12 protein-coding genes are annotated in these 13,472 nt (G+C 49.2%); 4 read left to right on the top strand and 8 right to left on the bottom strand.

What is annotated here, in order from left to right; all coding sequences use genetic code 11:
- The first annotated feature begins 290 nt into the window (after positions 1-290).
- From ACTNE6_RS00905 to ACTNE6_RS00890, 4 genes are read left to right on the top strand one after another with little or no spacing between them, the layout of a single operon-like run.
- Positions 291-1,277, top strand: coding sequence for a glycosyltransferase family 2 protein (locus tag ACTNE6_RS00905; protein WP_442498296.1), 987 nt, complete (start codon positions 291-293; stop codon positions 1,275-1,277).
- Between the two features lies 1 nt (position 1,278).
- Entirely contained in the window at positions 1,279-1,914 is a 636-nt protein-coding gene (locus ACTNE6_RS00900; protein ID WP_442498295.1) for a class I SAM-dependent methyltransferase, read from the top strand.
- A gap of 10 nt (positions 1,915-1,924) precedes the next feature.
- A complete protein-coding gene (locus ACTNE6_RS00895) occupies positions 1,925-2,794 on the top strand; it encodes a hypothetical protein (RefSeq protein WP_442498294.1) in 870 nt (289 codons plus the stop codon).
- On the top strand, positions 2,787-5,300 hold the full coding sequence (locus ACTNE6_RS00890; protein WP_442498293.1) for an ArnT family glycosyltransferase: 2,514 nt from the start codon (positions 2,787-2,789) through the stop codon (positions 5,298-5,300). The genes ACTNE6_RS00895 and ACTNE6_RS00890 overlap by 8 nt, the downstream gene beginning before the upstream one ends.
- Before the next feature lie 138 nt (positions 5,301-5,438).
- Here ACTNE6_RS00890 and rfbA read toward each other — a convergent pair whose 3' ends face one another.
- The 8 genes from rfbA to ACTNE6_RS00850 all read right to left on the bottom strand — a co-directional run bounded on the left by rfbA (position 5,439) and on the right by ACTNE6_RS00850 (position 13,281).
- Entirely contained in the window at positions 5,439-6,305 is an 867-nt protein-coding gene (gene rfbA / locus ACTNE6_RS00885; RefSeq protein ID WP_442498292.1) for a glucose-1-phosphate thymidylyltransferase RfbA, read from the bottom strand.
- Positions 6,306-6,349: 44 nt separating this feature from the next.
- A complete protein-coding gene (gene rfbB, locus ACTNE6_RS00880) occupies positions 6,350-7,414 on the bottom strand; it encodes a dTDP-glucose 4,6-dehydratase (RefSeq protein ID WP_442498291.1) in 1,065 nt (354 codons plus the stop codon).
- A 337-nt stretch (positions 7,415-7,751) separates the two neighbouring features.
- Positions 7,752-8,639: a dTDP-4-dehydrorhamnose reductase gene (gene rfbD / locus ACTNE6_RS00875; RefSeq protein ID WP_442498290.1), complete on the bottom strand. Its 888-nt coding sequence runs from the start codon at positions 8,637-8,639 to the stop codon at positions 7,752-7,754.
- Positions 8,636-9,181 carry a dTDP-4-dehydrorhamnose 3,5-epimerase gene (gene rfbC / locus ACTNE6_RS00870; RefSeq protein ID WP_194969584.1) on the bottom strand — a complete coding sequence of 182 codons (546 nt, stop codon included), beginning with the start codon at positions 9,179-9,181 and terminating at the stop codon, positions 8,636-8,638. Before rfbC ends, rfbD begins: the two co-directional genes overlap by 4 nt.
- A 185-nt stretch (positions 9,182-9,366) precedes the next feature.
- Entirely contained in the window at positions 9,367-10,329 is a 963-nt protein-coding gene (locus ACTNE6_RS00865; protein ID WP_442498289.1) for a DHH family phosphoesterase, read from the bottom strand.
- A 496-nt stretch (positions 10,330-10,825) separates the two neighbouring features.
- Entirely contained in the window at positions 10,826-10,990 is a 165-nt protein-coding gene (locus ACTNE6_RS00860; protein WP_194971632.1) for a T6SS effector amidase Tae4 family protein, read from the bottom strand.
- Between the two features lie 513 nt (positions 10,991-11,503).
- Entirely contained in the window at positions 11,504-11,815 is a 312-nt protein-coding gene (locus ACTNE6_RS00855) for a ComEA family DNA-binding protein (RefSeq protein WP_442498288.1), read from the bottom strand.
- A gap of 146 nt (positions 11,816-11,961) precedes the next feature.
- Positions 11,962-13,281, bottom strand: coding sequence for a UDP-glucose dehydrogenase family protein (locus ACTNE6_RS00850; protein ID WP_442498287.1), 1,320 nt, complete (start codon positions 13,279-13,281; stop codon positions 11,962-11,964).
- Positions 13,282-13,472 lie beyond the last annotated feature (191 nt).

Here is a 13,472-nt window from a genome sequence, read left to right as displayed (position 1 = left end):
ATGGGATCAATCAAGCTAATAAATGTCACACTGAACAGCTCAGGCATCGGTGCATTCATCATGAACAAACACCAAAAGTCAGGCGACCTTTAACGCCTTACACTCTCACCATAAAAAACGCATCATTCTAAAATACTCATACTTACTGCCTCCAAGGCGCTATTTGCCATCTATTTCGCAAAAGATATCCCTTTTATTAAAATCGTATGAAAAGAATGACGTACATTCTCCCGTATATTATGATTAACGGCTGTATTTGACAAAAGCAATAAAAAGCCAAGGTAGTTCCGTTGAAATTAATCATTCAAATCCCGTGCTTCAATGAGGCGAAAACTCTTTCCATAGCGCTATCGGCATTGCCCCGCACAGTCCCTGGTTTTGATACTGTCGAATGGCTGATTATCGATGACGGCAGCCAGGACGATACCGTCAAAGTCGCGCGTGAGTGCGGCGTGGATCATGTGGTGCGCCATACCCGCAACCAGGGCCTGGCGCGCGGCTTCATGACCGGACTGGACGCCTGCCTGCGCCTGGGCGCGGATGTCATCGTCAATACCGATGCCGACAACCAGTACAACGCCGACGACATTCCGGCACTGGTCGCGCCCATTCTTGAGCACCGGGCCGATATCGTGGTCGGCGCGCGCCCGATTGAAACCATAGAACATTTCTCACCCATCAAGAAGATGTTGCAGAAACTGGGCAGTTGGGTGGTGCGCGTAGCCAGCAATACCGACATTCCCGACGCGCCCAGCGGCTTCCGCGCCATGAGCCGCACCGCCGCACAACGTCTGATGGTGTTCAACAACTATACCTATACATTGGAAACCATCATCCAGGCCGGCCAGAAGAATATGGCCATCACCTCGGTGCCCGTTCGAGTGAATGAGGATCTGCGCCCCTCGCGACTGGTAAAAAGCATTCCCTCGTACATCAAGCGCAGCATTGCCACTATCATTCGTATTTTCATCATATATCGGCCGTTCCGGTTTTTCGGAACGATTGGCGCGTTATTATTTGGCGCAGGCTTTCTGATTGGATTACGGTTCCTGTTGAATTACCTGAGCGGCGAGGGAGGAGGACATATTCAGTCCCTGATTCTGGCCGGTACTTTGCTGGCTATGGGTTTTCAGGCCATATTGGTGGCGTTCCTGGCCGACTTGCTGGCGGCGAACCGCAAACTGCTGGAGGATGTTCGGTTCAGGCTGAAGTCAGGAGGAGAAGCTGACGCGGGACTCGATCGAGCAACAGAACATTATCCTCATAAGGAGCATTAAAATGAAAATTTCCGGCGGACTGCAAGAAGACGGGATCGTGGTAGGCAATGCGTACGATAAATATGGATCAAAAAATCCTGTCGTGCGCTGGCTCATGAAGGGGTTTGCCGACGCGCTCTCCAGCCTGGTTATTAAAGTGAAGCCAGAAACCATCCATGAGATCGGATGCGGTGAAGGTTATTGGGTTTTGGATTGGAACCAGCAAGGCATCAAGGCGCGCGGCAGTGATTTTTCTGAAAAGGTTATAGACCTTGCGCACGAAAATGCAAAAGATCGGGGCATATCGCCCACCATTTTTGCTGCTCGTAGCATTTATGACATAGAGCCGGAGCGCGATAGTGCCGACCTCATTGTGTGCTGCGAAGTACTTGAACATCTTGAGCAACCAGAGGCCGGATTGGCCGCACTTCAGCGAGTCGCAACCGATTATGTCATTTTAAGCGTGCCTCGCGAACCGATCTGGTGTGCCCTCAACTTGGCCAGGGGAAAGTATCTGACGAGCCTGGGCAATACACCGGGCCATATTCAGCACTGGTCTACCAAAACATTCATTGATCTCATAAGCCGCTACTTCGATATCGTCGAAGTCAAAACGCCGCTACCTTGGACCATGTTGCTCTGCCGAGTAAAGCATTAGATTGTCCCGTATGCGCTTTTCCCTGAAACGCTGGCTCCACATTATAGGTGGATCTCTGGGTTTGCTCGGCGTGGTGTTCGTCTTTATGAGGCTGAACACCTATATGGAACAAATTGATCTCACCCGTTTTGACACAACCGCCTGGTCACTGATTGGCCTGCTTGCGCTCGTGTACGGCGCAGCCAATGTATTGCTGGCTCAGGCGTGGTGGCATCTGCTGGCTTTTTTCAATGTGGAAGTTGAGAGAAAATGGGCTGTAAAGACTTATGGCTTGTCGCAGCTTGCCAAGTATGTACCCGGCAACATCTTTCACCTAGCCGGCCGGCAAGCCCTGGGCATGGCAGCCGGTCTGCCGGCCGGCGCGCTGGCCAAGTCGACGCTGTGGGAATTGGGACTGATTGCCGCAGCCGGCGCGCTGTTCGGAGTCCTTGCCACGCCGCTGGTATGGCCGACATTACCCGTGCCCGTCTCGGCAGAGGCGTTTGGCTTGATAACAGTAATGGGCATCATCACGTTGCGCTGGCTGCTATCGCCGGCAGCCAGCGCAACGTTCATCTGGCAAATCTTTTTCCTAACGATATCAGGCACAGTGTTCATGGGAGCTTTATTTCTTGTTGCGCCTGCTGTCGTCACCTTTTCCACTTTTTCCGTTTTATGTGGCTCTTATGTGATTGCCTGGCTTGCAGGACTGGTGACTCCGGGCGCTCCGGCCGGGGTGGGTGTAAGGGAATTCGTACTGCTTTTCCTGCTTGGCGGGCAGATTCCGGCTGCCGACCTGTTGCTTGCTGTTGTGCTGGGGCGAATTATAACGGTAGTAGGTGATTTACTCTTCTTCACAACAGTATATATGTCAAAAACGTTTAAAAAGCATAATGATTAGACAAGAGAAATTAGTAAACAATTGGCCCGGAATAGCTCTGGCTCTACTGGCATCTTTAGTTGTTTATTTGTCTAACCTTTCAATTGCAGGACCAATGATCCAAGCAGATGAAGGAAGTTATTTAGCTAACGCAGCAGCGTTAGCTGGGTTTCCAAACGATCTTGCAGGAAGCTACAACGCAGGGTATTCGCTTCTGCTCGTTCCCGCTTATTGGTTTGCAAGCACACCAGAAGAGGTATGGGCCGGAGTTAAAGTGATTAACGCCCTACTGTTTTTCATCTCCGTAATGTGCTTGTGGATTGCTGCAAAAATATTAAGCCCGAATTCATCAAAGATGCATCTTACAGGTGCTGTAGCTTTGGTTTCGCTTTACCCGATGTGGGTGGTACTTGCGGGTTATTCTTTTGCGCAAATTGCATTTGTTCCATTTTTTCTAACTGTCTTTATTGCTTTGTCAAAAGCAATAGAAAATGGCTGGTTAACATGGCTTTTTCTTGGGATTGTAGCTGGATTCCTCTATTGGATTCATCCAACTGCCATTGCAGTGTTGATCGCTTTAGTGTTTTCCTGCACCTTTATCGCTATAAAACGTCATGCATTCATAGAGTACGTAATTTTACTGGCTACTCTTGCCGCAATGGTCCTATTTTATAAATTTGGGTTTACGCCATGGTTATATGAGCGCATGACAATTAGTGGTGAGCCACCCAACCTTCATTACCCTTCATTTTCAAAAATGATTGCCCCGCTACTATCCTTCAATGGACTTACTGAGGTTGCGGTTCGCTTAAGTGGTCATGTCTTTTACTTGATTTTGGGTACAGTTGGTCTGATTGGCGCAGGATTATTTAACCTGTCATCAAAAATGTTGAAAAGTAGGCATGAAACCTATGAAGAGCGGACCTTGTTTTACAGGGCTGTAGGAATTTTTTTATGGCTCTCAATCTTGGGAATAATAGCGCTCTCAGTTCTGCTCTTTTCAACTACGCCAGAGGCTCAACGGCTTGATCATTGGATGTATGGTCGATATGTTGAGGGAGTTATTGCCCCAGTTCTACTAGCAGGGACTTTATTACCAACATATCGAACTACGCTGTGGGCTCTTCCTGTTTTGCTAGTATGCACTGTTTTGTTCTGGATGGGTCTAGGCGAATATTCGGGTAACGCAAGGTTTAATGTTTCTGCATTCTGGCAGCAATTTTATTTGCAAGAGAAAAGCGTTCTTGCCTGGGCCGCAACTGGTGGCGTAATAATCTTGTTAGTAGGACTTATTCCTCGTCGTATGGGAATGATGCTTATCGCAAGTCTATTTGTTTTTTCGGCTTATTTACAGATTGATTGGCATGATCATGCATCAAATATTGCAACAAGTCGTTGGAAGGCTGCACTAAAGGTTAGAGGAAATTATCCTCTTGCCAAATGCGTGGGATTCGATCATTCCGACATTGACAGTTATGAAAAGCATGTATTTTGGTTCGATGCTGGATTCATACTTTTTGACTATGCCCTGCAGCGAATGTCATTTGACAGGTGGATTTCGACATGTGATGGTCCGCTATTTAGTTACGACAGGTATTTGGATGAGAGAAGTTCAGACATACATATCGAGGCGGTAGCGCCACATGGAGGACCGTATCTCTGGGTCAAAGGTAAGTTGCCTTCAGAGAAACATTATCCTATGAATGTCGAAAATCGCTCCATTTCACCTCTACAAACGTTGGGCGAAGGCTGGTATGATCTGGAGGCTTCGCATGTCTGGTCGTCTAATTTAGCAACGTTAAAACTACCTGTTGTAGATCACTGCCGCAAACGTTCGTGTTTCGTTACATTGAAACTGGCAGCTTATGGAGCTTCTAAAGATAGACCGGTGAAACTTCTGATTAAGAATACAAAAAATGGCGACTGGTCTGAAGAGGTTATTTTCAAAAATTCAAACATTGTTCCGGTGCACCTACCTTTAAATGGACATTATTTAATTAACAGATTTTCTTTGTCAGTACCTGATGCAATTTCACCGAAAGATTTGCAAGGTAGTAATGATCCGCGAATTCTGGGTGTAGCCCTCAGTGAGATTACTCTGGATGGAGAATTATCAGTTAATGGAGCTGAACTTTTGAGGCTTCCTAAAACAGTGGGTAGAATTGAAGGATCAGCAATCATATCTGATGGACGAGAGGGTTTCTTAGCCTTTGGTCCATATCAATCTGCTGCTGTCGGAAAATATAAACTCATTCTTCGTGGTAAGAGTGGAAAATTAGACTCGGCGTTCGTAGATATAGTGTCCAGCCAGGGTACTGTCCAGCATGGGAAATTTATATTGCAACCGACTGTACATGACGGTGGAGTACTGGCAGAGGGACAGGTTCAGCTTGATGCGCCCGTAGAAGACATCGAAATCCGTGTGTATGTTGGCGCAGAAGATGACGTAACTCTTGAAGGTTATGAACTCATGCCCGTGGAAACCGAAGACCATTCAGCTTCACTTGAGCATAATCCTTTGAATTGACGGTTGCGCTAACCGTAGCGTCCAAACCAAATTCTACGAATTTCCGGAAATTCAACTATAAAAGTTTGAACTCCGGACATTTCGCAGGATTAGCAAGCTCAGTGACAGCAACGTCTTTAAACATTGCCATCAACAAACTCACTTCTCAAGCAGCCTCATCAGGTAATTACCATATTCGCTTTTCAGCAACGGCTTGGTCAATTGCCTGAGCTTGTCATCATCAATCCAGCCATTCCGCCAGGCAATTTCTTCAAGGCAGGCTATTTTCAGCCCCTGCCTTTTTTCAATGGTCTGTATGAATTGCGATGCATCCAGCAGGGATTCATGGGTACCGGTATCCAGCCAGGCCATGCCGCGGCCCATCAGCTCCACGGACAAGGTGTTCTGCTCCAGATAGCAGCGGTTGACATCGGTGATTTCCAGCTCGCCGCGGGCCGAAGGTTTTATCGATTTGGCGATCTCCACGACCTGATTGTCATAAAAATAAAGACCGGTCACCGCATAGCGGGATTTGGGCTTAAGCGGCTTCTCCTCCAACGAGACAGCGGTTCCTTCACCGTCAAACTCAACAACGCCATAACGTTCCGGATCCTGTACGGGATAGGCGAAGACGGTTGCGCCCTTTGTCTTTTGCACCGAGCGTTTCAGCAGTTTCTCCAGATCATGCCCATAGAACAGGTTGTCTCCCAGTATTAATGCGCATGGATCATTCCCTATAAATTTCTCGCCGATAATAAAAGCCTGGGCCAAGCCGTCCGGCGAGGGCTGGACAGCATATTCAAGCTGCATGCCCCATTGGCTGCCGTCGCCCAATAGCTGCTCAAACCGGCCGATATCCTGCGGCGTTGAAATGATGAGCACTTGCTGTATGCCCGCCAGCATGAAAATGCTCAGCGGGTAATAAATCATGGGCTTGTCGTAAACCGGCAAGAGTTGCTTTGAGATGCCTAAGGTAACGGGATGCAAGCGCGTTCCTGAACCGCCTGCCAATATTATTCCTTTCATGCTCTATTTTTCCTGTCAGTAGTGATTCAGAGTTGTCTGGCTTTTTACTTTGTGCCCAAGCCTAACCGTTCGCGCCGATAACTGCCGTCCTGCACGCTTTGCCACCAGGCTGGATTATCGATATACCATTGCACGGTTTTCCTGATGCCGGTTTCAAAGGTTTCTTTCGGCGCCCAATTGAGCTCCTTGTTGATTTTACTCGCATCTATGGCATAGCGCTTGTCGTGTCCGGGACGGTCCGTTACATGCGTGATCAATTCTTCATAGCGCGTTATGTTTCCGGGATGATCGGGCATTAAGTCATCCAGAATGCCGCAGATGGTCTTGACGACTTCAAGATTGGTTTTTTCGTTGTGGCCGCCGATATTGTAGGTCTGCCCTACGCTGCCTTCGGTCACGACCTTATAGAGCGCCCGCGCATGATCCTCGACATAAAGCCAGTCGCGTATCTGGTCGCCCTTGCCGTAGACAGGCAGCGGCTTTCCCTCCATGGCATTCAGAATCACCAGCGGGATCAGCTTTTCGGGGAAATGGAAAGGCCCGTAATTGTTTGAGCAGTTGGTGACGATCACCGGCAGACCGTAAGTCCGGTGCCAGGCTCTGACCAAATGGTCCGATGAGGCCTTGCTGGCCGAATAGGGCGAGCTTGGATCATAGGCGGTTTCTTCGGTAAAAAGCCCGGTCTCGCCCAAGGCGCCGTAGACTTCATCGGTCGAGATATGGTGAAAACGAAACGCTTGCCTTTGCGTGTCAGCCATTGCCTGCCAGTATTGGCGTGCGGCTTCCAGCAACGTATAAGTGCCGACGATATTGGCTTGTATGAAGGCGGCGGGACCATCGATGGAGCGGTCCACATGGGATTCGGCTGCCAGATGCATGACCGCATCGGGCTGATAGTGCTGGAATAGCTGCTCCATTTTGGCGGCATCGCAGATATCGGCCTGTTCAAAATGGTAGCGCGCATTGGCTTCTATCGATTTGAGCGATTCGAGATTGCCCGCATAGGTGAGCTTGTCGACATTGATAACGCTGTGTTTGGTGTCATTGATCAGATAACGAACCAGAGCCGAGCCTATAAACCCGGCACCTCCAGTGACTAATATTTTCATATGTTATGTTTAATTGCTCTGTTCCAAAGTCAACTCACGGTAAATATCTCATGGTGAACTTACCGTGATCTTAATTTTTTTACTTAACTGTGTTGCGTTCGGGCCGTATTTTTTCCCGCTTTTTACCGTACTTACTAGCAACACGTTTTAAAGCCGGTCTTCGTTTCACATGAAAGCGATGCCATGCACGCGTAGGTGCGAATTCACTTGTGCCCTATAGGATATTCGCACTTCACCATATTTAAAAATAGCCGCGTTTCGGGTCGAATGAATTCGACCCTACAGCTTAAACTCCACCCTACTACTGACATCAATATTCAAGTTACAGTTTCTGCTTTTAAACCACATCAGCCATGCAAAGCCTCAGCGCATTGTCCCAGGTTGGCATTTTCAAACCGAAGCGCTGCTCCAGGCGGCTTGTTGACAGCCGCGAGTTGAGCGGGCGTTTGGCCGGCACTGGATAATCCGTCGTCGGTATCGGATTGATGATGCGGTTTTTTAATGGCTGCGTTCCTTGCTGACGGGCGATCTCAACGATCGTCTGGGCAAATCCATGCCAGGACGTTTCACCCGCCGAGGTCAGATTGTAAATGCCTGAGCTGAAGCCGCCTTGCTGTCTTTCAAGCAGGGACTGCCTGAGCACATGCGCCGTGGTTTCGGCGATCAGGCGCGCCCAAGTGGGCGAGCCGATCTGATCGGCCACGATATTCAATTCTTCGCGTTCCGCCGCCAGGCGCAAAATGGTTTTCAGGAAATTCTGCCCTCTGGCCGCATAGACCCAGGATGTGCGGAGAATCAGATGATCCGCTCCGGTTGCCTGAATCGCCTGTTCGCCGGCCAGCTTGCTCTGGCCATAGACGTTGACGGGATGAACGGCATCGTCTTCCGTATAAGGCGCATGCTTGGTGCCGTCAAAGACATAGTCGGTGGAATAATGAATCAGCAGCGATGCATTTTTCTCCGCTTCTTCTGCTAACACGCGAGGCGCTTCCGCATTGATCAGGAATGCCAGATCCCGTTCTGATTCCGCTTTATCGACAGCCGTATAAGCGGCCGGGTTGACAATAACATCCGGATTAAGCTTCTGAATAGTGCGGCGCAACCCGTCAGGATCGGAAAGATCGGCTTGTGAGCGATTGACGGCAATGACCTCGCCAAGAGGCAATAAGGCTCTGGCCAGCTCCCAGCCTACCTGACCGTTGCAGCCTGTCAGCAGGATTTTCATGCAAACACCTCGGCTTCACGGAACGAGACGCCTTGCTGATCCTTGGCGGAAAGACTGGGCACACAGTCTTCCGGCCATGCGATGCCGATGTCGGGATCATCCCAGCGGATGCAACGTTCATATTCCGGCGCGTAGTAATCGGTGGTTTTATACAGGAAGTCCGCCTGCTCTGACAACACCAGAAAGCCATGGGCAAAACCTGCGGGCACCCACAATTGCCGGTGATTTTCTTCGCTTAATTCGACGCCGACCCAATGGCCGAATGTCGATGATGATTTTCTCAAATCGACGGCCACGTCAAATACGCTGCCCCGCACCACGCGCACCAGCTTATCCTGCGGGTGCTTTACCTGATAATGCAGCCCTCTTAAGACGTTTTTGCCCGAGCAGGAATGATTATCCTGCACAAAAGCCGCTTTTATGCCGGTTGCATTCTGAAATTTCTGCTGGTTGTAGCTCTCCAGAAAAAAGCCGCGTTGGTCGCCGAATACTTTAGGTTCCAGGATAAATACATCGGGAATTTTTGTTGGGATTATTTTCATTCTTTAAATCTTAAGGTAGAAAATCGCTACGGATAAGCGTTAGTGACTATATTAATGCTCATTTTAACGTCATCACTGCGGAATTGCACTGTTATAACCGCTCTGCCAATGTTGCGGCTCATTGACGCGGCACAGTCCAGGATAAAGCGTTAATTGTCTGTACAGAAAGCTCTATCTGGACATCCCTAAAGCTGGCTATACTTTTCGCTGAATCTTTTTATAAAATCAGGCAATTGCTCTACCGGCAAATGATTGATCCCGGCCGCCCCTTTGCGCCCGCCGCCGCTGGGAAATTCGCTGCACAGTTCATCCGCGCCGGTTTTATTGATCAGCGGCGCGCGAACACTGACTTGGTAACCGCCCCGCTGATTATGCGTCACGATGGCGTGCGCTTTTTCAGGAACCCGATTGGCCAACTCATTGCCATAAACGCCATTAATGCGCCGAGCCCAGATTTTATCCGGCAATATGATCACCGTGACATGATTATTATCATATTCGGGCTTGATACGGTTTGCTTGAACCAGATCGTCATAATAGCCGGCCTGAAGTTCCTTGTAGATTGAGCGTTGATCGCTGATAAAATCGAAAGGCGATTTATAAGCCAGCAAACGCTTATAAAGCTGATCGGGAGGATAATGCAGATCTTCGATGCAGCCGCCGTAACTGTTGTAGTTAATGCAAACGCCCAGCTCCTTTAATTGGCTTATCTCCGGCGCCGACAGCTTCAGCGTGCCTGCCGCCTGTTCCGCACTTTGATTCAGATTGTCGCCGAAAGCCGCAACAACGGCCCAACTGCGGTATTGCCCTCGCAGGTAATGGTCAACCAGAAGACTCGTGCATATGTTCGCATCGGTATCAATCAGCGTTTTAAGCGCGGCATGCTCGGGTATATCGCCGGCCAGATGGTGGTCGACATAAAAAATGCGGGCGCCTTGCCGGAGTATCCTTTCTACATGAGGACGGTTTTTCTGCAGGGAAATATCCAGCACGGTCACCTCATCGCCCGGCTTCACATTAACCCGGTCCAACAGCTCTATATCGCGCTTTATTCCCGTCACCAACACTGACGATTTTGGCTCGGCCAATCGAAGCTGCAGCAAGGCGCATATGCCATCGGCATCGCCATTGAAGACATCATAATTCATTATTTTAAAATCCCTTGTTCAATCAGGTAGCTTTGCATTTGCTCCACATTTTTTTCAGCACTCTCCGTTTATTCATAGACCGAACCAATTCCGGCAAAGTTTTTTAAATCTCGCCCTGACGAGTTTTTTATACAGGCCTTTCACCGTATTGCTTACAGATTGCCAGAATTTACCTGATGTAAACAGATAATGCCTTGCATCACCGGCAAGCAAAAAGCGACGAGGAATAAGGAGTGCCGCTTTTTGCTGCCAAGCGCATGTGATTGTTAGTGATTCGTACCTTTCTTGAAAAAACGCTGCAAAAGAATGAATGTTGCTGCAGCAAAAATTGGAAAGGCTATAATTGTCGATGCTTCAAATACAGTAGATATTTCTGAATCGCTTCTAGCATATGGGATGTAAATACTGCTAGCTAATGTGCCTACGGCCGGGCTTATGATCACACCACAAATTACACTGATCACTAGCTTCCAGAGTTTTGATTTGACCATGCTATTTATCCTATGATCCAGAAGAACCAAACTTCAGCCTTTTGATAGCGACCGCCTCCCATAACAAGAAAATCCCAATAGCTACTAAATCTAGTTAGTCTATTACCATTCCATAAATCGATATGATCACCTTGGTTGCTTGGACCATAATAGTCTTTGAAAAATATTATTCCTTTTTTGCCAGTTTAGGGCTTTTCGGCACACCGCAAGTCCGACAAGGTACGCGATGCGTACCCTACAGTAGATTTTGCCTTGATTTTAGCAGGGCAGCTGGATAGGTCAGGTTGCTAAACCCAGCGTTTCGGCCGCCCATGCCGGGCTTCCGCTAAAGCTCCAGCCCAGCCTACACAGACTGTTAAAAGCAAGGGATTCACCTTCGGGTGCGACAAATCGGCACAGCCGCCTGTCAAGGCGAAAAACAAGGAGGTTTTTCGTGAAAACCCAATTAAATAAAACCGTCGCGTTAGCGGCACTTTGCTAAACTGATCTAACTTCAACTAACTGCGTAACATCAGTTTTTTATATAGACCTTTCGGGCCGCGTTGCCGCTGAAGAAGAACGCTTTAGCTCCGCTTGCGGTAGCTAAGCTCCCAAAAATCACGGAGATTCTATTGAAGTGGCCACCAGTACAGCCATATCCAAAATGATAGCTATCTTATTGCATATACCGGCGGCCTAGAAGATTACTGCTGTTTATCTGTTTTTGCGTCTTTCTTTGGAGCTGCTGCCTCAGGCTTTGGAGCTGCCGCTCCGGAATCACTCAACAAGATGTCGCTTTTGTTTTTTTGCACGGTTTTTTCGCCGATACCGGAAACATTGGCCAGCTCTTCTGCCGTTTTGAACGGACCGACTTCTGTCCTGTATTTAACGATAGCCTCGGCTTTTTTCTGGCCAATGCCAGAGAGGGATTCCGATATCGTTTTGGCGTCAGCGCTATTGATATTGACGGGAGCGGCAACGGCATTGGCGGCGCAGAAGGTGGCAAATAAAATCACTAATAACGTTTTCATGTTTTATCCTTAAAATTGAATGTAAAATTCGAATAGTCTTAACTTATCGCCAACCAAAAATAATTTTAACTATTCACAAGGTAGTTTAGACGTTAGTGTCAAAAATACCAGCCTTCAAGGACAACCAAGCTCTAGCGGCCGATGGCGTAATACTGCAAGCCGCTGCGCCGGACCAGGCGCGGCTCGTACATGTTGCGTCCGTCGAAAATGACTTTATCCTGCAGCTGCTGGCTTAAAAAATCAAAGTCCGGGCTGCGGAACTGCTTCCATTCCGTCACAATCACCAGCGCATCGGCCTGTTTCAGCACATCTTTGGGCGAGTCGCAATAGCACAATCCCTGCCTGTCGCCATAAATGCGCCGCGCTTCGTCCATCGCTTCCGGATCGTACGCCTGAACGCTGGCGCCGGCCTCCAGCAAGGATTCCAGAACGACCCGGCTCGGGGCATCGCGCATGTCGTCGGTATTGGGCTTGAATGACAGGCCCCACAGGGCGAAGGTCTTGCCGCTTAAAGCGCCCTGATAGTGCTGATTGATCTTATCGAACAGCCGGTGCTTCTGGCGGTTGTTGACGTTCTCCACGGCATTGAGCAGCTCTGCCTGATAGCCGCATTCCTTGGCTGTCCGCTCCAGCGCCTTGACGTCTTTCGGGAAACAGGAGCCGCCATAGCCGCAGCCGGGATAAATAAAGCTGTAGCCTATGCGCGTGTCAGAGCCTATCCCCTGCCGGACATGCTCGATATCGGCGCCCAGCTGTTCGGCCAGATTGGCCAGTTCGTTCATGAAGCTGATTTTGGTCGCCAGCATGGCGTTGGCCGCATATTTGGTCAGTTCCGCCGAACGGATGTCCATGGTAATGACGCGCTCGTAGCTGCGGTTGAACGGCGCATACAGGGCCCGAAGCAGTTCGGCGGTCCGGGGATTGTCTGTGCCGATGACGATGCGGTCGGGCTTCATGAAGTCGCTCAAGGCATCGCCTTCTTTCAGAAATTCGGGATTGGACACGACATCGAACTCCAGGTCCAGGCCGCGATTGTCCAGGATTTTCTGCATCGTCGCCTTGACCTTGTCGGCCGTGCCGACCGGTACGGTCGATTTGTCGACGATGACCCGGTAGCCGTCCATATGCTCGGCAATGCTGCGCGCGACCGCCAGCACGTACTGCAGGTCGGCCGAGCCGTCTTCGTCAGGCGGCGTGCCGACCGCGATGAACTGAAACAGGCCGTGTTCCACTGCTTCCTTGACATCGGAGGTAAACCGCAGCCGCCCCTCGGCCTGGTTTTCGCGGACCATGGCTTCCAGCCCGGGCTCATAAATCGGGATGATGCCTTGTTTGAGTTTTTCTATTTTGGTGACATCGACATCCATGCAGACGACGTCATTGCCGACTTCCGCCAGACAGGTTCCGGTCACCAGCCCTACATAACCGCTGCCGAAGATAGTAATTTTCATGGTTTTTGTCCTTGATGATTAAAAACTGATTGATGTGCCGACTTGGAGCCAATGAATTATTGACTGGCTATGGACTCAAAATCGATGAGCACTATTATCGGCATGGGCTATAGTTTAATGGGTTTATGTTTTAATTTTAATCGGTATTCACACCGTCACAAATTCTCAATTTATTAAATGGCTGTCAGCGA

Origin of the sequence: Methylobacter sp. sgz302048, from assembly GCF_052162025.1 — a bacterium.
In the GTDB taxonomy this organism is placed as follows: Bacteria; Pseudomonadota; Gammaproteobacteria; order Methylococcales; family Methylomonadaceae; genus Methylobacter.
This window is presented reverse-complemented; position numbering and strand designations above follow the sequence as displayed.